19 protein-coding genes are annotated in these 25,036 nt (G+C 41.7%); 3 read left to right on the top strand and 16 right to left on the bottom strand.

Annotated features, from left to right (window positions below; translation table 11 throughout):
• Positions 1-75: 75 nt before the first annotated feature.
• From asd to NO991_RS02785, 15 genes are all read right to left on the bottom strand, one after another.
• Positions 76-1,212 (bottom strand): aspartate-semialdehyde dehydrogenase, encoded by a 1,137-nt coding sequence (asd, locus tag NO991_RS02855; RefSeq protein WP_054552076.1) that lies wholly within the window; start codon positions 1,210-1,212, stop codon positions 76-78.
• Positions 1,213-1,331: 119 nt separating this feature from the next.
• A complete protein-coding gene (yegS, locus tag NO991_RS02850; protein WP_194441057.1) occupies positions 1,332-2,228 on the bottom strand; it encodes a lipid kinase YegS in 897 nt (298 codons plus the stop codon).
• 115 nt (positions 2,229-2,343) lie between these two features.
• Positions 2,344-2,667, bottom strand: a complete 324-nt coding sequence (locus NO991_RS02845) for a hypothetical protein (protein WP_130167573.1) — start codon at positions 2,665-2,667, stop codon at positions 2,344-2,346.
• A 159-nt stretch (positions 2,668-2,826) separates the two neighbouring features.
• Positions 2,827-5,460: a TonB-dependent receptor domain-containing protein gene (locus NO991_RS02840; protein ID WP_300360447.1), complete on the bottom strand. Its 2,634-nt coding sequence runs from the start codon at positions 5,458-5,460 to the stop codon at positions 2,827-2,829.
• A 78-nt stretch (positions 5,461-5,538) separates the two neighbouring features.
• Positions 5,539-8,292 (bottom strand): hypothetical protein, encoded by a 2,754-nt coding sequence (locus tag NO991_RS02835; protein ID WP_138600834.1) that lies wholly within the window; start codon positions 8,290-8,292, stop codon positions 5,539-5,541.
• Between the two features lie 291 nt (positions 8,293-8,583).
• Positions 8,584-9,891: a lipopolysaccharide assembly protein LapB gene (locus NO991_RS02830; protein WP_199528363.1), complete on the bottom strand. Its 1,308-nt coding sequence runs from the start codon at positions 9,889-9,891 to the stop codon at positions 8,584-8,586.
• A gap of 17 nt (positions 9,892-9,908) precedes the next feature.
• Positions 9,909-10,514 carry an energy transducer TonB gene (locus tag NO991_RS02825; protein WP_054552071.1) on the bottom strand — a complete coding sequence of 202 codons (606 nt, stop codon included), beginning with the start codon at positions 10,512-10,514 and terminating at the stop codon, positions 9,909-9,911.
• 12 nt (positions 10,515-10,526) lie between these two features.
• Positions 10,527-10,940, bottom strand: coding sequence for a biopolymer transporter ExbD (locus NO991_RS02820; protein ID WP_036971869.1), 414 nt, complete (start codon positions 10,938-10,940; stop codon positions 10,527-10,529).
• 45 nt (positions 10,941-10,985) lie between these two features.
• The gene (locus tag NO991_RS02815) at positions 10,986-11,513 is read right to left on the bottom strand and encodes a MotA/TolQ/ExbB proton channel family protein (RefSeq protein WP_054552070.1); all 528 of its coding nucleotides are present in this window, start codon (positions 11,511-11,513) and stop codon (positions 10,986-10,988) included.
• A gap of 3 nt (positions 11,514-11,516) precedes the next feature.
• Positions 11,517-12,884 (bottom strand): MotA/TolQ/ExbB proton channel family protein, encoded by a 1,368-nt coding sequence (locus NO991_RS02810; protein ID WP_054552069.1) that lies wholly within the window; start codon positions 12,882-12,884, stop codon positions 11,517-11,519.
• A gap of 10 nt (positions 12,885-12,894) precedes the next feature.
• Positions 12,895-13,647 (bottom strand): DUF3450 domain-containing protein, encoded by a 753-nt coding sequence (locus NO991_RS02805; protein WP_138616705.1) that lies wholly within the window; start codon positions 13,645-13,647, stop codon positions 12,895-12,897.
• A 176-nt stretch (positions 13,648-13,823) separates the two neighbouring features.
• Complete coding sequence (locus NO991_RS02800; protein WP_194441053.1) at positions 13,824-14,429, bottom strand: DsbA family protein; 606 nt, start codon at positions 14,427-14,429, stop codon at positions 13,824-13,826.
• Positions 14,430-15,509, bottom strand: coding sequence for a diguanylate cyclase (locus tag NO991_RS02795; RefSeq protein WP_228482467.1), 1,080 nt, complete (start codon positions 15,507-15,509; stop codon positions 14,430-14,432).
• Positions 15,510-15,528: 19 nt separating this feature from the next.
• Positions 15,529-17,427 (bottom strand): methyl-accepting chemotaxis protein, encoded by a 1,899-nt coding sequence (locus NO991_RS02790; protein ID WP_371351660.1) that lies wholly within the window; start codon positions 17,425-17,427, stop codon positions 15,529-15,531.
• Positions 17,428-17,774: 347 nt separating this feature from the next.
• Positions 17,775-19,046, bottom strand: a complete 1,272-nt coding sequence (locus NO991_RS02785) for a sugar MFS transporter (protein ID WP_166340869.1) — start codon at positions 19,044-19,046, stop codon at positions 17,775-17,777.
• 137 nt (positions 19,047-19,183) lie between these two features.
• Between NO991_RS02785 and NO991_RS02780 the strand changes: the two genes are divergently transcribed.
• The gene (locus tag NO991_RS02780; RefSeq protein ID WP_371351659.1) at positions 19,184-20,401 is read left to right on the top strand and encodes an AGE family epimerase/isomerase; all 1,218 of its coding nucleotides are present in this window, start codon (positions 19,184-19,186) and stop codon (positions 20,399-20,401) included.
• Entirely contained in the window at positions 20,401-21,354 is a 954-nt protein-coding gene (locus NO991_RS02775) for a carbohydrate kinase (RefSeq protein WP_300360477.1), read from the top strand. The genes NO991_RS02780 and NO991_RS02775 overlap by 1 nt, the downstream gene beginning before the upstream one ends.
• Before the next feature lie 59 nt (positions 21,355-21,413).
• Here the strand turns inward: NO991_RS02775 and NO991_RS02770 are convergent, their stop codons facing one another.
• Positions 21,414-23,099: a M1 family metallopeptidase gene (locus NO991_RS02770; protein ID WP_371351658.1), complete on the bottom strand. Its 1,686-nt coding sequence runs from the start codon at positions 23,097-23,099 to the stop codon at positions 21,414-21,416.
• Positions 23,100-23,278: 179 nt separating this feature from the next.
• On the opposite strand from NO991_RS02770, the gene NO991_RS02765 reads away from it, so the two are divergent.
• A complete protein-coding gene (locus NO991_RS02765; RefSeq protein ID WP_371351657.1) occupies positions 23,279-25,015 on the top strand; it encodes a hypothetical protein in 1,737 nt (578 codons plus the stop codon).
• The last annotated feature ends 21 nt before the right edge of the window (positions 25,016-25,036 follow it).

Genomic DNA, 25,036 nt, shown 5'->3' with positions numbered 1-25,036 from the left:
AGTAAAAATCAGCTGAGTTTTCAACAGAAGCTCTGAGTTAGTAGAATAAGGTTTTATACCCAAGTAAAACCAGTTCTAGCCATCGACAATAATACGTAACATGCGACGCAGTGGCTCAGCAGCACCCCATAACAGTTGGTCACCAACCGTAAACGCACTGATATACTCTGGGCCCATCGCTAATTTACGAATACGACCTACCGGAATAGACAGCGTGCCAGTTACTTTTACAGGCGTTAAGTCTGTAGCGGTAATGTCACGATCATTCGGGATCACTTTGACCCACTCATTGTGAGAAGCAAGAATTTCTTCAATTTGCTCAACGCTAATGTCTTTGCGCAGCTTAATTGTCATTGCTTGTGAGTGACAACGCATTGCACCAATGCGAACACATAAGCCATCAACAGGGATAGGTTGTTCACTGCTGCCTAAAATCTTGTTCGCTTCAACTTGCGCTTTCCACTCTTCTTTACTTTGACCGCTTGGCATTGGTACATCAATCCAAGGGATAAGGCTACCGGCTAGAGGTACTCCAAACTGATCTTGTGGTAAATCGCTTGAGGCAATTTTTTCGGTGACTAACTTATCAATTTCAAGAATCGCAGCATTAGGATCTGCCAGTTTGTCTGCCACTGTTTCGTGAATTGCACCCATTTGCGCAATTAGCTCTTTCATGTTGCGTGCGCCTGCGCCAGAAGCGGCTTGATATGTCATTGGGCTGACCCATTCAATCAAGTCTTGCTCAAATAAACCGCCTAGGGCTAATAGCATAAGTGATACGGTACAGTTTCCGCCCACATAGGTTTTAACACCTTGCTCTAAGCCTGCACTGATAACGTCTTTGTTTACTGGGTCTAGCACAATAATACTGTCGTCACTCATACGCAATGCCGATGCCGCATCAATCCAATAACCTTGCCAACCTGATTCACGTAATTGCGGGTAAACGGCTTTGGTATAGTCACCGCCTTGGCAAGTGACAATAATATCCATCTTCGCAAGCTCAGCGATATCATTGGCATCTAAAAGCGGTTTAGCAGGACCCGCAAGATCAGGGCCTAATTGACCGGTTTGTGAGGTGGTGAAAAAAGTCGTGTCGATATTAGAAAAATCATTTTCTTGCTGCATACGTTCTAATAACACAGAGCCAACCATGCCCCGCCAACCGACTAATCCTACTTTTTTCATTGTTTGTTCCACTGTTTGATTCATTCAAATTACCTAAACTGTTAAAAATTAAAGTCCATTGCGTGAGAATTTAATTTTTACAGAAGTAATCTAGCATTGCGGTCTTAGCAAAACCAGCGTAAACCGAGTAACATCAAAATTTTTCATCTTAGCATCGGACAAGCGTCTGGTAGTACCATGTTTAGCGCGCCAGCATGCACTTTAAAATGCTGTTGCTTTGAGCTGATTGGCTCGCCATCTAAGTTTATTGGCATTTCTGTTTGTGTTTGCCATTCAAGCCAAGGCACTTGAAAGCGTTTTACCCACTGTTGTGAAGAGTTAGGGTAATTACTGAGCTCTTCAATAACCGCTGGTACATCTGAGATTGCAAATGATGTAAACGCCACTAAATCAACCAAGCCATCATTTATGTACGCATGTGGCGCAAGTAATTGGCCACCGCCCGCTTGGCGGCCATTACATACGGCAGCGGCAATAATATCGCCCGAAGTACGTTCACCATCAGGCAGCGTTAACTCGCCACTGTAAGGTACAAAACTCAGCGCTTGTACAAGACCAGCCAAGGTATACGCGCCACCACCGAGTAAGTTTTTCAGTGCAGGCGGTGTGGTTGCGGTAATTTTTGCCCCAAAGCCAGCACTGGCTACATTTACGAAATAACGCTTATCAACCTCTACCGTATCAATTGCATGCGACTGACCTTGTGCGGCAAGCTTCAGTGCTGGCAAGTACCCGTGAGGAATATTAGCGGCTATAGCAAAGTCATTTGCTGTGCCCATAGGTAAAATTGCAAGCTCTAAACGTTGTGACTTTTCCAGTTTCATTAATGCATTAACGGCTTCATTAACGGTGCCATCACCACCAGCTACGACAATACGTTTTACACCCTCTGCGACGGCTTCATTAATAAAACGCTCAATGTCACCGCCTTCATAGGTAACACGCACCGCAAGTGGCTGACGAGTTCGAAATTGACCGATGGCGTCACGAAGCTGCTCATCAGCCGCTTTTTTGCCATTTATAATTAACCGTAAGTCCATTTTTAATCCCTGTTTAAACACGTTGAACTACCATAACACGCAATGGTTTTTAGACAATACAGAAACAAAAAAGCCCTGCTAGTGCAGGGCTAAATCAACGTTAGGATTTATACAATTAAAAATCTAAAGATGTAGCTATTACTGTTAATTGATCATCAGCATCATTATCACCGCAATTTGCATTTGAATTAGTAATAACGCTTCCATCCATCTCAACAACGGATAATTTTAAAATCTTATTAGCCAATGCTGCATTTGTAATTAAAATCAAATCACTTTCATCTTTAATATCATAAGTATTTGAGAATTGAGCTAGTGAAACCTTTACCTTACCATTTGAAAGCTTATACAGCTTATCTACATACCCTTCACATTGGGTTGCATTAACTGAGAATGAGCATAAAGCACTTAAAATTACTACTGATAACATGTTCTTCATAATTAACTCCATTGTTCCTTGTTAAATCAGCTATAAATACTCATATATGTCCATGACAGTTGTATATTTTTTAAATTACAAAAAAATTAAAAAAGCCCTGCTAGTGCAGGGCTAAATCAACGTTAGGATTTATTATTGTATCCTTCCTTGGTCAGAGTATTAGAACTGGTATTTGTACTCAATTGAGAACTCAGTGCCTTTCTCTTTAGAGCGAGTTAAAGTTCCCGCTGACTCTATTTCAGATTTTGCGCCCAAGATATTCGTCACTTTAAACTTCAAGCTTGAGTTGAAATCAGGGAAATAGGTGTAGTTAAAGTCTAGAGAGTGGAAAGGTTGCTCCATCCAATCTTCTTGACCTTCAATGCCAGGAATTATAATTCGCTCACCAAATACGTTATAGATTAGCGTTGAAGCATGTTGCCCACTAGGTGCGTCATAGCCTAACTGCATGTTTACAACATATTTTGAATGGCCCGTCATGCGACGTGTTGTATTTGTAACCGCTGCAGAAACCCCTGTTTGCTCAACAATCGCCTGACGGTCCATGTTGATTTCTGAGTCACTTAACGTCACGTTACCTGTCATGAACACGTCTTGCCAGAATCCACCTAAGAAAGCAAAATCTTTCAGGTATTCAAATTCAACACCCGCAACATAACCATCTTCTGCATTAGCAATACGTACCAATGGTGGACCATCTTGTGCAGGTGATTGAACAGACTCAATTGGATCAACCATGTCTTTATAGAACACACCAACAGAGAAGTTCTCGCCCGTATCAAAATAGTTTTCCCAGCGGAAATCATAGTTTTTGATTTGCGTTGTACGTAAACCAGGCGTACCACCTACAGGGTATTCAGTAAGTGGGTCGATGTAAGTTGCATCAGAAATCTCACGTAAATCTGGACGAACAACTGTTTCACCATAGCTTAAACGCCATTGCGTTTCGTCGTTTTGCACATAAGTTAAAGCAAGTGCACTATAAACGTCGTCTTCACGGAATGCGAGCTGATCTAACTCATCATAATCAATTGAAGATGCAAGGCCACCAGTAAATGGGTCAAGCGGAACAGATACTTGACGGAAATCTTCCCAACGTAAACCACCGGTAATACGCCATGTATTATTGAAGAAGAAATCTGCTTCGAAGTAATAGGCATCCACTTTCTGCGCTGACTTATAGTCATCGCCTGAAACCGTTGTGTCGTTCAAGATTGGTTGCGTTAGTGTCGCGTTCGAGAGTACATCATCAGACAAAATAGTGTTTAACTCATTTCCGTTTAAGTCAACATCTGAGAATGCACGTGTATTGATATCAAAACGACGGTTAGTTGCTGAACGCTCTTTAGAGATAAAGTCAGCACCTGATTTAAGCTCAACATCCACGCCATCTAGCATAATAGGCAACGTAAAGTTAAAACCGTAGTTCTCTACTTCATCATCCAAATCTTGGAAAGTGTAACGTGCAGCTGTTGTTGCATTGGTTAGTGCACTTTCGTTTACTGTATCGTAAAACCCATCTTCGTTAGCATCAGTAACAATGAAACGAGTTTCCATGTTACCTGGTGCGTAACGGTTTGAGCGACCAATTGAATACTTCCAGTCAAAACCCGCGTAATTCAACCAATCAAAAGTATGCATACCTTTTAATTGATTAACGATCAGCTCACGCTCTTCATAACGAACATCATACGAACGTACACGCTTGTTGTCTGAGGTATTGTTGTTTTGGTCAATACCTAAACGATCTGAAATTTTATCTTCAGTATCACGTAGGATTAAAGCTGTGTAGTCAACTTTATGCGCTTTGTCATACTCAACACCAACAGTAACCATACCTGATGTTTTAACCGTGTGTTCAGTACTTAGTACTTGGTCATAACCACGGATCATGGTTGTTGAGTTTTCACCAATCAAGAAGCCTTGACCTTGATACTCATCTGCAACAACGTGCTTATTATCGTAGCTAAGCGACGATAAGAAACCGTAGCGCCATTTATCTGATTCGAAGCTGTTACCTAATGTGGCAGTAAACTTCGTATTCGGGTCAACCTTTGCTGATTTTGGATCATAATCACGATTTAACGATAGGGCTAAAGCACGGCTTTGCTCTGGTGTTAAATCATCAAGCGATTGACCACTTTGGTATACATCAAGGATAGGACGTGGAATTTCGCGTGTGCCATCATCAACACCGTACCAATCGTCCGAACCACCGTTGTATTCAAGGCCATCATCAAAGTTATTAGTGTTGTAACCAAGCTGACCCGTCACATCAAATACAAACTGATCAGGAATTGATTTCAAGCGAATATCAACGTTACCACCACCAAAAGATGCTGGCATTGACGGTGAATATGATTTTTGTACTGATAAGCTTTCGATAATACCTGATGGAAATAAATCCAGTGGTAATACAGAACGCGTTGGATCTGGGCTTGGTACAGCAGAATTATTTAACTGTGTACTTGAATATCGTTCACCTAGACCACGTACATAAATAAATTTACCATCAACAAGTGTTAAGCCTGTTACACGGCGTAGCGCTGCAGCAGCGTCACTATCACCACTTCGTGAAATTTGCTCTGCACCCATAATATCAGCAACGAATGCTTGCTGTTTACGCTCTTCTAGAACAGCTGTTGCAGTGCCTTTTAAACGACTTGCACTAACAACAACTTCTTCAAGAACAGCTTCTTCGTCTGCTTCAGCTGCGTGTGCTGAGACACTCAAGCCGCATAAGATAGCTGCGCTTAGTGCTGTTAAGCTGAACTGTTTTGAATATTGTTTCATGTTTACCTCTATCTGAAATAAGTTACAGAAAGTTGTTTAAAGGTGCTAAACACGTTGTTTAGCACCTCGCTTACTGTGTTATTCCAGACCTACCGTCCAACCTTCAGTCCAGTTGTTATCAGCAGATACTGCACCAATGTGCGTTGTTGTATCGAAGAAACCGTCGATTGCTTTAACGTCTGTCGCTGTTGTTGTATCGATAGTAAAGATACCATTTACAACTTGCGTTTGACCTGTAGCAACTAAGTTACCTAATGTGTTTGTCCACCAGTTCTCAACGCTGAAATCTACACCACTTGGGTCTTTGAAGTTTTCAGAACATGCAATCACTGATGATTTAATCATTAAGGTGCCATCTTGAGCATTGTTCACTGTTTCACTTTCACCAGAAGCTGCACCTTCAATCTCAAGACATTCGCCCATGCCTTCAGGGCCCGTTACGATTGTGTTATAGATTTGTGCACCCGTACCTTCACGGAAGTACATACCTTCTGAGTCATCTTCACCGTCAAAGGTATTACCAATGATTGTTAAGTTAGCAATTGTTGGGTTTGACTTAGGCGTTTTAGACGGTGTAGTACCATCGTTGTCTGCTTCAATACCACGGTTTGCATCTGAGTTATCAGCTGCTTGCTTAACAAGAATATGCTGCATTTTACCTTGGAAACCATTGTCCCAGTCGATGCTGTCATCTTGAATGCTTGTTAGTACTAAGTACTTCGCTTGTACGTTACCACCGAAGAATTCAACACCGTCATCCGCGTTTTGGTGAACTTGCACATACTCAACAGTAGTACCAGAACCAACACCACCGAACGTAATACCGTTTAATTCGTTATCTGGTGCGATTTCGTAACCACCATTCATCACACGAACATAACGCAGCGTACCTGAGTTGTCCGTTGTATCAGTACCACCGAACACGGCACCTGACTCCACACCTTCAACTTGAAGTGCACAATCGCCTTCTGCTGGACACTTGTTCGATGGTGCATTACCAAGAAGAACTAAACCACCCCATTGGCCCGCTGCTGTAGTGCCGCCCATAACATCTTGGCTTGAAGTGAACGAGATTGGCTCATCTTTAGTACCGTTAGCATTAATTTTTGAACCACGGCTAATTACTAAGTAATCATCACCTGTACGGCCATATACTGTTACGCCAGGCTCGATTGTTAAAGTAGCTGAATCTGCATTATCATCACCTACAAATACTGCACCGCTTAATGCGTAGTAGTTACCCGCAGTAAGTGTTAAATCTGCAGTAATGCGACCAGACACTTCACATGTTGTTGTGCTGCCATCAACTGGAGAAATTGACGTTGTACCTGATGGACAACCTGCTACTGCTGGTGGTGCAGTTACTTCACCGCCACCGTAACCAAATGCCCAACCTTCACGCCAGTCATCTGAGTCATTTAATGCACCAACAAAGTCAACTGTATCGAAGAACGCATCAACAGTATTTGCTACATCTTGGCCCGCGCCTAGTAATGGAGAACCTGCAATTGGTTGACCGTTTGCACCAAGCATTGGCTTGTCATTGATTACGTTACCAGATTGTGCTGTAAACCATGTTTCAAGCTCAAGTAACGTGTTGCCGCTACCATCAACTGGATTTTTGAAGTTTTCGCCATTAGTACACGACATAAACGTGTTTTGCATTAAGATAGTGCCATCGTTAGCGTTATTTACTGTTTCGCTAGCACCGTCTTCTGCACCTTCAATCTCTAAACACTCACCCATTTCATCAGAGCCGGTGATCACTGAGTTATAAAGGTGTAAACCTGTACCTTCACGAAGGTAGATACCTTCAGCATCATCTTCACCATCAAAGTTGTTACCGATGATTGTTAAGTTAGAGATGATTGGTAATGATTTTGGTTCTTTAGAAGGTGTGCTACCGTCGTTATCTGCTTCGATACCACGGTTTGCATCTGTTGAATCAGGATCTTGTTCAACATAAACGAATTGCATTTTACCTTGGTAACCATTATCCCAGTCGATGCTATCGTCATCGATGCTTGTTAATACAACGTGCTTAAGGTTTACTGCACCACCGAAGAATTCAACACCATCATCTGAATTATTGTGAACTTGTAAGTATTCAACTGTAGTACCAGAACCAACAGCACCAAACGTAATACCATTTAGTTCGTTGTCTGGTGCAATTTCATAACCAGCGTTTTTAACAACAACATATTTTAATGTACCTGAATTATCTGTGTTATCCGTACCGCCAAATACAGCACCTGATTCAACACCTTCAACTTGAAGAGCACAATCGCCTTCAGCAGGACACTTATTAGAAATACCATTACCAAGAAGCACCATACCGCCCCATTGGCCTGCAGATGTTTCATCACCCACTACATCTTGCTTAGAAGTAAAGATGATAGGGTCGTTTTTAGTACCTGTAGCTTCAATTTTAGAGTCACGGCTAACAACTAGGTAATCAGAGCCGCTGTTACCGAATACGACCGCACCTGCTTCAATTGTTAATGTTGCACTGTCTGCTTTATCGTTACCAACAAATACTGCACCATCAAGTGCCCAGAATGCGTCTGTTGATAATGTTGTATCTTCTGTAATTACGCCTGAAAGAACTTGAACTGTTACATCACGACCTAATGCAGCAGATACTTCATTCGAAAGGCTTTGGCTGTATACACCTGGTAACTCTTCAGTTGTTGGTGGTGTAGTTGGGTTAGTAGGTGTAGTTGGTTGCTCAACTGTTTCGTCCACGTTGATGTTGATGTCACCACCGCCACAACCTGCTAAAGAGATTGCTGTAGCTACAAGACTAACCTTGAATAAGCCAGATAATTTCATTGTTCACTCCGTTAAGATAGATATTTAATTATTGTGTTAGCGCATAAACTCAAGTCACCGAAAAAGCACTAAAACTTAATGCTTTTGGGTCACTTGAGTTTTAAACTGCGACTACCTTACGGGAGCTGTATGACAAACTAGTTACACTTTAATAAACATAAAATGACAATATTAATTATTTAAAAAAGAGTAAGTTAGTAAATTTTAGGAACGGAAAAAAGCCGCCCGAAGGCAGCTTTGGTGTTGCGATTATAAATTAGTTCTTTTGTACGCTTACCTGTTGAATACGATTTAGAGTAAAGCGGTACGTAATGTTTCGGCGTGCACTTTTTCACGCTTCACATACTTGATCCATTGCTCAGCTAAACGCTGCGACTTTTTGTGTTTTTCCGCTTGCTCAAACGCTAAAATCGAGGCATCAAAGTTTTGTAAATTGTACTGCGCCATACCTAAGGCAACATACACATTTGATTCAAACTCTAAGCCGCCTTTATCTAGGGCTTTACGTGCTGCATCCGCTGCTTCTTCGTATTTTTCAAGATTAATACTTACCTCTGCAATACGTTGTTCGTACTGACCATGCGTTACTAAATCAGCGGCTTTTGCAAAATAAGCAAGTGACTTTTCACCCTCTTTTGCTTGTACCATTGCTTCTGCAACAAAGGCATAGTTTTTCGCTGATTTTTCAGCGACACCGTCTTGCATAGCTTTACTCATCACGTTCGCCGCTTTAAAAGCCAGGCCGTTGTATAAATAAACTTGCGATAATTGACGTAAATCTGATTTAGATTTCATGAAACCTTGTTGATATGCCGCTTCTAAAATCGCTAATTGCTTTTTCTCTGCGCCCGTTTCACCGTACATGCCACCTAACTGAACCCAGTACTCAGGCTTGTTGTAAAGCTTAACTAAACGCTCAAGTACCTCGACCACTTTGTCAGACTGGTTAAGTGAGTAGTACATAGCACGCTGTAAGATTAACCAGTTTTCTTTTGGCATTTCACCTTTGCTGTCGGCTTCTGCGATAGCAAGGTTAATGTTCTCAATGCCTTTTTGGTAATCTTTAAGCTGATAATATGCTTGTGACTTTAATACGTAATAAGCATCTGTTTTAGGCTTGTCGTTAATCACATCCCACTGTGCTAAATATTTGATTACCTTTTCGTAATCGCTATTAGCCATGGCAAGTTGCGCTAAGCTAAAGGTGGTGCTTACACGTAATGTTTCTGGAATCGCATCTTCGTTTACTACTTTTTCAAACGAGGCAATTGCTTTATCTAAGTCGTTTTCGTTGTAGTAAATAAAACCGTAGAAATTATGCATCATGGCAATTTCATACGAGTTCATGCTTGAAGAGCGCTCTTGAATACTATCGAGTGCTTCTAGCCCTGCTTTTGCATCACCATCATCAGCCAGCTTTTGTGCTCGTGCTAATTGGCTATACACTTTTTCACGCAGTGCAGGTACTCGTTTGGTTTTTTGCTCCTCAGCGTAAGCTGTTGCAAGTGTCACACCTGGTAACATGCTAACAACGCTTGGGACTACAAGGCTGCTTGTGAAAGCAGCCGCGCAAATCACGGCAACTTTTAAAGGTTTCATAATCGCATTCCTCTTTTCTAACCGTTAATTTGGAAAGAAATTTTGTTCTGTACGCCCGCTACTTCAACAGCTTCACCGTTAACAACGCGCGGTTTATATTTAAATTTAAGTGCTGCATCCATCGCAGCGCGGTCAAACAGTGACTCTGGTTCAGCTTTAATCACTTTCGGGTCACGAACTGTGCCTTGCTTGGTTACTGTAAACTCAACAATCACATAGCCTTCGATACCACGCGATAAAGCTCGGCGCGGGTAAACAGGCGCTACTTTTACAATCGGTAGGTATTCACCATCGCTTGATTCAAGGGCTAAGCCGCCAGCTAAGTTAACGTCGGCTTCAACACTGGCACCAAAGTCAAAGTTGGCATTACTCGCGTTAGGATCACTGTTTTGCATTTGCGGTGATTCCATTGGTGGAGGTGGCTCTTTTGGCGTTGGTGGCTTTTGCGGTTTACGTTCTTTCTTTTGCACTGTCTCTTCTTTTTTCAGACGAACAAAATCAAGTACGTTTCCTTTTACGGGCTCAGACATGGCCCCTTCACCACCGGTGATCAGTGCCTGCATGCCTAAAAACAGCATAACAGTCACGATACCAGCGATGATTAATGCAACTATATAACGCATTGCTCACATTCCTTATGATGCTTCTTGCGCAGCAATCGACACATCAAATGCGCCTGCAGCACGCGATGCATCCATTACTTTAATAAGTACATCGGTTGTGGCTTTCTTATCAGCTTGAATAACCACGCTACCTTGTGGGTTTTCAGCTTTTAAGCGCTCGATATTTGCTTGAACTGCACGAACATCTACTTGGCGTTTGTTGATCCAAATTTCACCTTTGTCAGAAATAGCAACTAAGATGTTGGCACGCTCTTTTTTCACTGCTGTTGCTGCTTCAGGGCGGTTTACATCAATACCGGCTTCTTTTACGAATGATGCTGTTACGATAAAGAAGATAAGCATGATGAAAACAACGTCTAGCATTGGCGTCATGTTGATTTCTTCAGCGTCGTCTTCTTGAAATAGGTTACCTAGTGGCGCTCTCATTGTTAGTCTCCTAGTGGGTGATGCTCACATCACCCTAAAATTCGTTTAGTGGTCTAAGACCATGTTGTCTTCAAGTAATTGCACTTCGCGTTTTGCACGACGTTGTAAGAACGTTGATGCGAAAACCCCTGAAAGTGCACCCACCATGCCGGCCATTGTTGGAATAGTGGCTTTAGACACCCCTGATGCCATCGAACGTGCACTGCCTGTGCCTGTGATTGCCATTACATCAAATACTTCGATCATGCCAGTTACGGTACCTAACAGACCTAAAAGTGGACATAACGCAACCATTACGTTGATTAGCGCAAGGTTATTATTTAGTTGCATGCCAGCGCGTGAAATCATCGCTTGGCGAATTTGCTCTGCGTTCCAGCTGTTACGCTCTGCTCTATTGCTCCAAGTGCTTTTTACGTCTTTCTTGTAGCGTTTAAAGCCACCAAAAAAATACATAAAACGCTCAAGTATCAATAACCACATCGCGAAGATGAGGACCCCGATGACCAAGAGAACTTGGCCACCTGTGTCGAGGAAATCACGTAGAGCATTGATTGCATCAATCAATAGCACCATGATTTATGCTCCTTTCTCGCTTCGCTCTGCGATGATACCTGCGCTTTGCTCTTGTAAAATCAACAGCATGTTTTTAGAGCGCGTGTTAAGAAGTGTGTATAAGAATACTGTAGGGATAGCCACAACCAGACCAAGTACCGTTGTTACAAGTGCCTGAGAAATACCACCCGCCATTAGTTTAGGGTCACCTGTACCAAACAAGGTAATTGCTTGGAAGGTGTTAATCATACCGGTTACCGTACCTAGTAGACCAAGTAGTGGTGCTACCACAGAGATAATCTTAATTAGCGTCAGGTTACGAGTAATTTTTGGCATTTCACGAATGATTGCTTCGCTTAATTTAAGCTCAAGCGTGTCGTACGCTACATCTGGGTACTGGTCTTTCACTTTCATTACGCGACCAAGTGGGTTGTCATCACGTGCCACTGTGTCTTTAAGTTGACGACGGATTTTGCTACCCATAATCATTAGAGATACAAAACGCTCAAGTGCGATTAGTAAAGCGATTAAGCCAACACCTAAGATGATGTAACCAACCGTACCACCTTGGTGAACTTGCTCTTCAGTATCTGGTGCTTGTACTAAAAGACCTAAGATTGAACCACCTGTAGGGTCAAGTGCAAACGGTACAACACCTGAGTTTGCTTGTTGTAAATCAGCTGCAGTTGCTGTGTAACGGCTGCTAGGCTGACGCGTAAGCTGGCTGATTGTATTTGTAGCTGGTGTGTACTCTAGGTATTTACCATCAGCGATTAAGTTAAATGCACCAACGCGCACCACTTCTTTTTGTGCTTTGCTGCCACCTTCAACGATAACATCTGTTGTAAAGCGAGATACTTTACCTTGCTCAGTCATTTCGCGTTGTAATTCAAACCATACTTTTTCGATATCATCGATAGAAGCAAGCTTTGACGTTGAACCCATTTTTTGTGCCAGCTCATCCATGAAGTTACTACGACCAGGAAGCTCTGCAGAAACAACTGACGTCATGAATTTATTGCTTGAATCACCCGCTACTTGTTGTAACACACCGAATAGCTCTTTAAGTGAACCCATGCGGTTTGAAAGCGTGTCTGTTAAGTTAGCTAGCTTTACTTCGTTTTCTTCAAATTGAGTCTCTAAACGCTCAGACTCGTTAAGCATTGCAGTACGTTTTGCTTGTGTATCTTTAAGCATTTGTACTTGTTCGTTTTGACGCGCCATGAACTCTTGTTCACGTTGTTTATTTTCAGCGCTTTGCTGTGCTTTACCTTGCTCTAATGTTTTTAGTAATGAGTCTAAATCCATTGGCTCAGCTGCTAGGCTGCTACCAGCAAAACCAAGGCCAGCTGCAAACACGGCCATTTTTGTCATTTTCGTTAATAATTTCATCTCAAACCTCTTATTCAGCAGCGTGGACTGGCAGTGTTAACATATCTGGGGCAAGTTGCTTACGTGCAATGCGTAAACCTTTGTTGATTTGGCTGATTGCAGAATCTGGTAATTCAACAAACGATTTTGTTTGTGTATCCCAGCTACCTGCTTTTTTGCCGTCGCGTGTTAAATAAATAAGTTCTAATCGACCGATGCGTAAGAAATCCACTTCGCGCTCTTGTCCATCTACATTCAGTAATGATGTGTACGCTTCGATAGTGCGACCGTAATCAACTTCTACTTGGTAAGCTTCAAGTAAGCGGCGGAATTTTTCACTTGAAGTAATGTCTGCGCGGTCCATCATTTCTTTTAATGATGCAATACGGTTGCTACGTTCTTCAGTTAAGAAAGGCACGTCTAGTGCAACGAATTGCTCAAGACCTGTGATCATACGCATCATTAACGGCGTGATTTGACGCTCAATAACCGATACCTGATCCATTGACTCGTTTAACGCGTCCATTTCTGCAATTTGGTTGTTTAATTGCTTAGTAAGTTGCGCGTTATAAACAGTTAAGCCGTCAATTTCTTTATTAAGGGCTTTGAATTGTTGTAAACGACCTTGCATTGAATCTGCAATCTTGTCGATTTTAGTTTGTGATTGCGCTGCAGATTTGTTTATCTCGCTGCTTTTATCAATTACTTTATCTAGATCGTTTGCATGTACTGCTGCAGATGCCGCTACAATACCTGCTAAAATCAGTGGTTTAACGCCTTTCATCGCATACACCTTTACTCGTTAAGTTAGCTTAATTTGCTAGTTGGGTTGTTTTATTGTGCGAAAGGATAACGATGAAAAATGACAAGCATGTTGCGCAAAAAATACAAAAATATGACAGCTGTAACAATTAGTTTATATTGCGTAAAGATAAGGCAAAAGTTGCAGGGTTTCGGGAACTAAATATGAGATGTTATTTGCTGATAAGTACTTTGCCAGTCTTGATAATTAACAGGAACAGCAGTAAATAGCCCTTTATTTTCAAGTACTAAAGACGGAAAGCCTTGAATTGGTAAGCTTCTCGCTTGGTTTATTTCGTCCATAAGTAATGAATTTATTTTTTCACTTTCTATTTCTTTAAGGAATGCGTTTTTTTCTAACCCTATTTGCTCAGCAAGGCTTGCAAGGGTGCTGATGTCAGATGGATTTTGTGCATCTAGGTAGTAGGCTTTTTGAATGGCATAAAGCATCTCTTGCTCTTTATTTTGCTGCCTTGCGACAAGCACTGCACGGCATGCTGGGTAAGTAGAACGGCGCGGTTGCGCGGTATGCCAAAACTCATGATTAAATGGTGTGCCAAGTTGCTGCTCAATGCGCTGCCATGTTTGCTGTAAAAACTGCTGCATTTCTTTTCGCATTGGCTCATCTGAATCAGGCGCAAGGCCACCCACTTTATATTCAATAGCAAGTTTGTCGCCAATGGCTGCTTGAAGCTTTAACCAAGTTTCTCTGAAGCCCCAGCACCAACTACACATTGGGTCATAAACATAAATTAGCTTTGCCATTTAATTAACCTCACTTAAACCTGATACAACTAGATTGCGCCCTTTTGCTTTGGCCTTATACAAGTTTTCATCAGCATGCTTAATTGCTTTACTAAATTGGCTTCCCCTTTCAAGGCTGGCAATACCAATACTGCAAGTTATAGATATAGATTGCCCAACATCATAGGGGATCTGTTTTTGAGCAACAAAAGCGCGCAACTTTTCAGCTACAGAGTGTGCAATTGTTAGCCCTGTTTTAGGTAGCAAAATAATAAACTCTTCGCCGCCATAGCGTGCTTTTATATCGGTTCCTCGCAGTTTATCGTGCAACATAGAAGTAAATGCAATAAGTACTTGATCACCAAAATCATGGCCATAACTATCGTTGAGTGACTTAAAATTATCTAAATCAATCAATAATACCGACATAGGTAAGTAGTTTGCCGCTTCAGCTTCAAGGCGGGGTTGAATATGTTCATAAATATAACGACGATTGGCAAGGCCAGTAAGTGGGTCGGTTAATGCATCGCGTTTTTCTATTAAGGTAATACCAGCAATTTTTTGATGGCTTTTTTGTCTAAAGTATTCGCTAATCGCAGCGAACAAAATTACTAAACTAAAGGACGCTAAAAAGCGTGAAGTTTCAACTTGCCCATAGTGTGCTTGACCAAAATTAGGGCTAAACAGCAGTGCAACTGCACTAGCATACATAATCCCAACCAATACACTGCCCACTTTTAACCCTAAGGTGACATAAGCCACAATGGGGTAAAACATTAGCCAATATAAAGCAGTATTCTCTTTACCGCCGGTGTACACTAAGGCCATACAAAGCAATAAGATAATAGATAAAATAATGCAGCTAACAGGCACCAGAGCACCTGTGCGAAAGTAATACAGCATGCACAGCACGATGGTTACGTCACTCACAACCAACATAATAGTTAATGGTAAAGCGTAAATTTGATAGTTAGATAACACCAACGAAGTGATTAAAACAATGGCAAAAAAAGCCATGGTAAATAAGGTGAAGGCACGGCGCTGTTTATCCGCCGTGTCGACACTGTTTAAAGTAATGGCATTAAGCCAGTTTTGATCCAAAATTGCAGTCTCTTAACAACTAAACTTTAAATTTGAGCACTAATTTTTCGAGCTCATAAAACTGTGCTTTTAATTTTGTACACTCGTTTAAGGTGTTATTCAGATTGCTCTGGCCTTGATTAGAAAGCTCGCTAATTGAGTGTATGTCACTGTCTAAACTTTGAATGACTTGGTTTTGCTCAGTCGTGGCATTTGCAACACTGTGGTTCACCTCATCAATTGACTCAATGGCACGAGTTACTTCAGCCATTTTATCGCCTGCTACATGTGCTTGTTCAACACTCTTTTCGCTATCACGAATACTTGCAGTCATTACTTCAACCGCAGACGCAGAGCCTTGTTGTAACTGAGAAATTGTGTCTTCGATTTCTTGCGTTGATTGCTGTGTACGATGCGCAAGTTGGCGTACTTCGTCGGCGACAACCGCAAAGCCTCGACCCGCTTCACCCGCACGGGCAGCTTCGATTGCGGCATTAAGGGCTAGTAAATTAGTTTGCTCACTAACCCCTTTGATCACTTCAAGCACTTGGCCGATGCTTACGGTGTGTGCATCTAAACTATTAATGGTTTTTTGCGCCTGCTCCATATTACGAGACAAGGCATTAATTGCCGTTAAATTATCAGCTAATGCAGATTGGCTTAGTAATGATTGGCTGTTAGCACTGGTTGCTAAGGTTGACGCATTACTTGCACTATTTGAGATTTCTACCGCACTCGATGTCAGTTCATTGATTGCAGTTGCTACGTTATCTGTACGCTTTGTTTGGTCAGCATAAATGTCGAGCGTGCCTTGCGTTTGATTAACTAAACTCTCAACTAAGCGCTCAAGCTCAACGGTGGTATTTTTAACTTGCTCGATTGATGTATGAATCTTCTCGATGAACGCATTAAAGTAATGGCTCAACTCACCAAACTCGTCATTATTTTCAACTTCAAGACGACGGGTTAAATCCCCCTCGCCTTGTGCAATATCCTTAATTGCATCGTTCAAGCGCTGCATTGGGCGCATTAAGTAGCGAAGTAAAAACTGCATCATCAGTACAATCGCGACAATACCTAACAGCATATAAATAGCTGCCATATTTCTAAATGAGGCAACCGATGAATAAGCTATTTCTTCGTTAATAACTACACCTAAATACCAATCAACGTTTTGAATACCTTTAACCTTGGTAAACGATACTAATTTGTCTGAGTCATCAATTTGAACTTCAACGAACTCAGATTGAAGCGATAAGTCTTTGCCAAATAAGTCACGCATGTTTTTATCGATAAACTTCGTTTCTGGGTGGCTTAAAATATGCCCTTCGCTATCAAGTAAAAAGCCATAACCAAACCCTAAAAAGTCAATTTCGTTGACGATTTTGGTAATCGTTTTCATGTCGATGTCGGCACCCGCAACACCACTAAACACACCGTTTGCTTGCATTGGCGCAACAGCAGAAATAGTTAGTTCATTGGTAGTTACATCAATATAAGGGGCTGTAAACGCAGTACTGCTTTTATTTTCAACAAGTTTGTACCATGGACGTTTGGTAGCATCGTAATCAGGTGGTAAAACAACCGATTGATCATTCAATACAAAAGTGCCATCAGTGATACCAATATAGGTATTTTTAAAATCACCTGCTTTGTCGGCTGTGTTTAGTTGTTTAAGTGTTAACTCTTTACTATCACCTAGCTGATAGGTGTCTGCGACAGACGAAACAATCGCTAATTTAGCGTTTAACCAGTTAGCTATATTTTGCGATACTGATTGAGAAATCTCTTGCAGAACAAGCGAAAGCTGCTCCTGCGTTTGGCTGCGCATAGAGACGAAGTTATTGACGGTAAATAATCCGAGCACAATCACTAAAACCAGTGATGCAGCCGCAGTTACCTTGGTGGTAAATTTCAAAGTGCTTTTGGAGCTTTGCATGACAAACCTATTTGTTATTTTTTTCGTTGTTAGCACTTTTATATTTAACAAATTTAAAGCCATTTGTCTTATAAAATTAAGCTAAAACTAGGAAATCGTTACTTATAATTAAAGTACGCTTTCTTTATAAATCAATTACTTTATTAGCGGCAGCACATTCAACTTCTAAAGCCACATTAATAAAAAGCAGCAAAACACTTTTTGGAATGTTCCTATAAATTACCGCTTTAATCACCCCTGAATACGTATTCATTAAATCATTCTGTCATCTAATTTTGTTGGCTAAAGCAAAAAATGGCACAAAAAAACCCCGCAACTCTGTGCGGGGTTTTTATTAATAGTTATTTTTAGTTGATGCGTTTTTTCCAGCTATCTGCTAAACGTACAACGTTTAAGCCATACCAAGCGATAAATGCATAACAAATCACAGGTACAAAGAAGCTTTGTTGAATGTTTACTGTATCAGCTACCACACCTTGTACTAATGGTACTAAGGCGCCACCAACGATTGCTAAACATAACCAACCCGAACCTTTACTTGTGAGTGAACCTAGGCCTTCAATAGCAACAGAGAAAATAGTCGGGAACATGATTGAATTGAATAAACCAATCGCAAGTACTGAATAAAGCGCCACATCACCTTCAGTGAATATAGTCACTAACAGCAATACAATAACCATCATGGCATTAAAGAATAACGCTTTTGAAGGCGCAATCTTTTGCAATGCTGCAGAGCCAATGAAACGACCCACCATTGCACCGCCCCAATAATAAGCAATTAGACTTGCCGCCGCATGCTCTTCAAGGCCAGCAATATGCGCTTCGCCAAAGTAGTTTACTAAGAAGCTACCAATTGAAACCTCAGCACCGACGTAACAGAAGATACCTACAACACCCATCATTAAATGAGGTGCTTCAGCTAGGCTGTGGCCTTTCGCTTTGCAGTCTTGCTCTTCTGTGTGCTCTGCAATCACGGGTAATTTAAAGAAGGCAAATACTACAGCAATGGTCAGTAGTGCAGCTGCAAGCATAAGGTAAGGCACTTTGACAGATTCAGCAGTTGCCGCGTTTGCAGCTAACGTGCCTGCTGTACCAAAGAATAAAATACCACCCACATATGGACCAACTGTGGTACCGAGTGAGTTAAGTGCTTGAGCTAAATTTAAACGTGACGACGCCGTTTTTTCAGGACCTAACGCCACAACATACGGGTTAGCAGATACCTGTAATACGGTAATACCTGCCGCTAGAACAAATAACGCACCTAAAAATAACCAGTACTCGTGTACTACAACCGCTGGGTAAAATAACATACAGCCAATTGATGCTACGACTAAGCCTGTTAGTACACCATTTTTGTAGCCCATTTTTTTAACCAACATACCCGCTGGTAGCGACACAATAAAGTAAGCACCAAAGAAACAAAACTGAACCAGCATTGCTTCTGTGTAGGTTAAATCGAATACCCCTTTTAAGCGCGGGATCAACACGTCATTTAAAACTGTAATAAAACCCCATAAAAAGAACAGGGTTGTCATTGCTGTCAGTGGTAGCAGGTAGTTTTTATTTTGCTGCGAACCATCGGCGACAAACGATTGGTTTGTATTTATTTCACTCACGTGGTTTTCACTCCGTTAACAAGTTACCTTTGATTCTACACATTGAAGTAAAAATAGCACAAAGATTTACTAGGAACGTTCCAAATTTTTTATTTCCTGCTATAGTTGCAAGATGTACACAGATTTATTAGTAACGCATGGCCACAGTTAACTTTAAAAGCCCTAATTTTCTTAAGCAGCATATTCAAGATACCCTTGCTTTTTATCACCCCCATTGTGTTGATCATTCAGCCTATGGCTTAGCTGGCTTTTATCAGTTTTTTAAAAATAATGGCGAGATTTACGATAAACATACTCGCCATTTAGTCTCGAGTACCCGCTTTGTTTTTAACTATGCAATGGCGTATATCGAATTCAAAGAGCCAGAATATTTAAGCCTCACTAAACATGGTTTAGCCCACCTTGAACATGCGCATAAACAAGCATCTGGTGGCTATGCTTGGCTTATTGAGCAAGATGATAACGGCAAAGTAACCGTGTTAGACGACACCAATCATTGCTACGGGCTTGCCTTTGTTATGCTTGCAAACGCAGTAGCCTTAAAAGCAGGGGTAAACGACTGCAAAAATACCCTTTCGCAAGTTTGGGATTTATTAGAGCAGCACTACTTTGAACCCCAGCATAATGCCTATTTAGATGAGCAAAATGCCGATTTTAGCTGTGCAGATGACTATCGCGGCCAAAATGCCAATATGCATTTATGCGAAGCCTTACTGATGTGTTTTGAAGCAACCAACGAGACCCGTTATTTAAAACGTGCTAAACAACTTGCCGAAACTTTCACAGTAAAACTGGCTGCACAGAGCCAACAGTTTGTCTGGGAACACTATTCTAAAAATTGGCAACTCGATTTAGATTACAACAAAGATGACCCGCAGCATTTATTTAGACCTTGGGGATTTCAACCAGGTCATCAAACTGAGTGGGCAAAACTGTTACTGATTTTAAACCGCCATATTGATGAACCTTGGCTGGTAACGCGCGCTAAAAGCCTGTTTGATAAAACCCTTAGGATTGCATGGGATCAGCAACATGGGGGCATTTTCTATGGCTTTGCACCAGATAAACAAATTTGTGATAGCGATAAATACTTTTGGGTGCAGGCCGAATCATTAGCCGCAGCAGCCCTACTCGCTGATGCCACAAATGACGAAAGCTATTGGCAATGGTACGAAAAAATTTGGCAATACAGTTGGCAACATATGGTAGATCACCAATATGGTGCGTGGTATCGCATTTTATCAGAACAAAACCAACCCTACAGTGACGAAAAATCGCCAGCAGGCAAAACCGACTACCATACTATGGGTGCCTGCTACGAAGTATTAAGAACCTTAACCTTGAGGAATGCATAATGAGTTTAGTGTGTTTTGGCGAAGCATTAATCGACTTTTTATCAGATGGTAAACAACCAGAGTCATTTACCAAATACGCAGGTGGCGCACCTGCCAATGTGGCTGTTGCAGCAGCAAAACTAGGCCTAAACACCAGCTTTTGCGGTATGCTAGGCGATGATATGTTCGGTCACTTTATTAAACAAGAGCTTGAGCAGCATGCAGTAAACACTGATTACTGTACATTCACCGATGCCGCGAAAACTGCGCTGGCGTTTGTATCACTCGATGAAAATGGCGAACGCTCGTTTAGTTTTTATCGCCCACCAGCTGCCGATTTACTGTATCGAGTGGACGACTTTGAGCATGCAATGTTTGCAAATCACGCCATCATGCATGTATGCAGCAACAGTTTGACTGAGCACAATATCTATCAAACAACAATTTATGGTTTAACGCAGGCGAAAAAAGCTGGTGCAATCTGTAGCTTTGATATGAATCTGCGCGAAAACCTGTGGCCAAGTATGCGCCATACGCTTGATAGAATGTGGCATGTTATTTCTCTGGCAGATATTGTTAAACTCTCATTTGAAGAGCTTGAGTTTTTAAATCAAAAAAGCCATCAAGAAATGCCACTTGAGCATACTATTGATGCCATTTTAAAGGCCGGTGTAACCTGTTTGCTAGTTACCAATGGCGGCGAAGCAATCAGCTTTTATCACGCAGACTTTAAAGGCCAAGTTAGCCCACCAGCGACAAAAGTGGTTGATACCACCGCCGCAGGTGATGCGTTTATTGGCGGCATGCTGTCAAAGATTGGTCAGCACTGTGAAAACAAACAAAGCTTTAAAGCGTTTTGTCAAACCCCAGCTAACATCGAACAAACCATTGCTTATGCAGCTAAAGCCGGCGCTTTTGCTGTAAGCCGTTATGGTGCATTTGCGTCTTTACCAAGCGCAGCCGATTTAGCCTAGAACTTTGTTTAGGTTGAGTAATAAGCCCAGTATAAAGTCGTTTATGCTGGGCTTCTTCGCTATTGCTCAGTTTTACATTTATCGATAATTGGTAAATACCTAAACACCTTCATGTTTGGATCGATCACCACATGATCCCCCGCTTTTAAAGCAATGCTGATCTCGCCATTTTCAACATAATAAGTTTGCAACGAACCGTTTATTTGCACCGGAACTGGCATAGGGAATGGCTTATCTTGCAAAGAGTTTTTGTTCCATTTCAGCGTTAAGCTGTTAGCTGATTGAATAACATCAAGTTCAGGTAATTGAGCCTGTTTTAAATACACATCAAACAGCCAGCTATAATCTTTCGCCGTTAAGCGGTTAACAATAGCAATAAACTCATCGGTATTTCGATATCGCGGTGAAATTGGGTAAGCTAATTGCTTGGTGTCGTTCACCCCATAAAGCAGCTCACGGGTGGCTTGCCAAAATAACTCATCACCAATTAACCAGCGTAAGGTATGTAAAGTCCAACTGCCTTTGCCATAAATATCTGGGTTGAATGCTTGATCTGAGGTTATATCGCCATCAAGAGCAATGACTTTACAGTTTTTAAGCCCTAAATACGACTTATACATGCTGTGGTTATAGGCCGCTTCACCGAATTTATACAAGCTATAACTTGGCTGCATGTAACTGCCAAAGCCTTCGTGTAGCCATGCATCGTTGAGTTTTTCATGGGTCATTAAATTACCAAACCACTCATGAGCTAACTCATGCTGTAATAACCAATCATAACCGCCAGCATCACGCTTATATTTTTTACCATAAGCATTGATCGTTTGATGTTCCATACCTAAATGCGGTGTTTCAACAAAGCCCAGTTTGTCATTCCCCCATGGGTAAGGCCCTAAAAAGCGCTCAAAAAACGCGACTTGAGAACGCAAATCCTGCTCTATTAGCATCGACGCTTGCTGTGTGTGTTTAGCAAGTGCCCAAAATTCAATCGGAACCTCAGTGCCATTAATACTAGTATAACTACGCTCAATACGTTGATACGGGCCTATGTTCAGGGCAATGTTATAGTCGCTTGCAGGCACAGATAGCAGCCAATCAAATTGTTGTTTGTTTGCTCCGACTGGTTTTACGCTTTGCAATACCCCGTTGGTTACTGCACTTAAGCCATTTGGTACCGTGAGCCTTATGCGCATGCTATCGGCTTTGTCAGCAAAATGATCTTTACAAGGCCAGAATAAATCACAGCCTTCGCCCTGCACTGCGGTAGCTATCCACGGCTCGCCGCTTTCTGTTTCAGCAAATACAAACCCGCCATCCCAAGGCGCGTTTTTAGCAATATGGGGGTTGCCCTCATAGGCCACAGCAACATTTACTGTGCTGCCCGCAGGGTATTGCTTACCTAAATCAATGTTTAGCACACCTGCATTGCGGGTATAGTTAAGTGTTTTATCGTCTGAGGTAATTGCAGTGATTAAAAATCGGCTATCAAGTTTTAGTTCAACAAATTGGCTTGCAGATAGCATTTTAAACTGCGTTTTCGACACCCCTTTAATGCGTTTATCATCAGGAAACACTTCAAGTGATAAGTCGTAAAATTGCACATCGCTTTTTAGTGCAACTGCCGATAATGGCTGACCAGTATCACCAACGCTTGGATCAAGTGGCAAAGGTTTAACACTACAGCTCGCTAGAATGGCGGTCATAGCAACGGCTGACACGCTTTTAAATAATTGAGTTACCTGCAAAACATCTACTCCATGTTGTTATTTGTATTATTAAAATATGACATAGGTTAAAAGTTAAAACTGTGCTTTGCGGTGAATAACTTGTTACAAAAATTCAATCCGTTTAATAAAGCAACATTGGTCAGAAAACGGCTTTCATGGTATGTTTTCTCCTAATTTTAGAAAAAGGAATTCATGCTATGAATAATAAGCTTCTTGCTGGGGGCGCGATTGCCATTGTTGCAGGTGCGTTGTTGTACTCACAAAATAAAGCCAGTGTTGATGTAGATTTACCTGAGCTTGCATACGTACCTGCCGACACGGCGGTTTTTTATGGTCAACTTAAACCGTTTCCGTACAGTAAATACTTTGCGCTTATGCCAGATGCAATGAAAGGCACGAGCGATTTAACGCCCATCATTGCTGAGCTTAAAACAGTTGATGATAAGAATGCCCTATTCCTTGCATCACTGATGGAAAAATACCAGCAATCATTGAGCTCTTACGATGCCTTCAAATCGATATGGGGCTTTGGTGATGACTACAAAGGCATGATGTATGCGCAAGGTTTAATGCCGATTGTGCGTTTTCAGGTCGCTGATCAAAGCAGCATTATCAATAGCATTAAACAATCTGCTGATGAAGCCGGTATTGCTTATACTACAGAAAGCCTTGAAGGTGTAAGTTACACGCGCTTTGCCATTGAGCTTGAAGGCTTAGATAACTTCAACCTAATTGCATCAACTCACAATAATTGGGCTACCTTAACGCTGACCACTGCGCTTTCTAATGATCAAGATTTACGTATTGCCCTTGGCGTAGAAAAACCGGCTCAATCACTGGCTGAAACTAAAAAACTACCTGAGCTTATTAAAACTTTTTCGCTTGATGGTAACTCGGTTGGCTTTGTTGATCATCAACGTATAGCCAATGCTGTAACTGGCAAAGAAGACTCTCGCTTACACCAAATGCTCAAAGAATTACTTGATAAAGCCCAGCAATCAAATGCGTTAGCAATGATTTCAACACCTGAGTGTCAAGATGATATAGCAGCCATTGCCGCTAAATGGCCTGCAACAGTATCTGGCACAACAAAAACACGTATTACCGCCGACTACGCCGATTTTGACGTAAAAGCAGTACTGCAAAGCACAGATCAAGACTTACTAAATACCCTACAAGCTGTGCGTGGTTTTGTACCAAAACACACCACCGGGCTTGACGGGCAAATGATGAGTGTTGCCTATGGTATTGATGTGGCAAAAGTACTGCCACTGGCCAATACACTAACCGGTGCAATTAAGTCGGCTGAGTTTAACTGTGGCCCAATTGTCGCACTACAAAATGAAATACAAGAAGTGAGCACCGCTGGCCTTGCTATGATGTCGGGCTTTGCTAATGGCGTACAAGGTATGAGTGTGAGCGTTCAAGATGCGGCATTTACTATCGATGACTACAACGGCCCACAAATAGACAAGCTTGATGCCATCGTTACCCTATCGGCGACTGATGCCCATGGCTTGTATTCAATTGCGCAAGGTTTTGTACCGCCGCTTGCTAACATAAAACTACCAGCCAATGGTGATGCAGTACTGATCAATGAATACATTCCATCGCCTGTGCCACTTAACTTTGATATAAAAATGGCCCTTAAAGGCAATCATATTGTGATTTTTACGGGTGATAAGTCAGCGCAGATTGCCGAGACTTTAGAGTCGCAAAGTGTCACTAAAAATGGCTTTGTGAACATGGCATTCGACGTACAAAAAATCTTATTACCTTTGCTTGATACAATTGCATCAACGGGTCAATTAAGTGATGAAGAAATGGCTGAGCTTGACTCCCTTCGCGACCAACCTGTCGGTGTTTATTTTGCCACAGACATTACCGATAACGGCATCGGCCTTGAGAGTAACGTACAAATTACTAAAAAGTAATTTTGAGTTTGAATCTAAAAA

It is taken from the genome of Pseudoalteromonas sp. DY56-GL22, assembly GCF_041414715.1.
Taxonomy (GTDB): Bacteria; Pseudomonadota; Gammaproteobacteria; order Enterobacterales; family Alteromonadaceae; genus Pseudoalteromonas; species Pseudoalteromonas simplex.
This window is presented reverse-complemented; position numbering and strand designations above follow the sequence as displayed.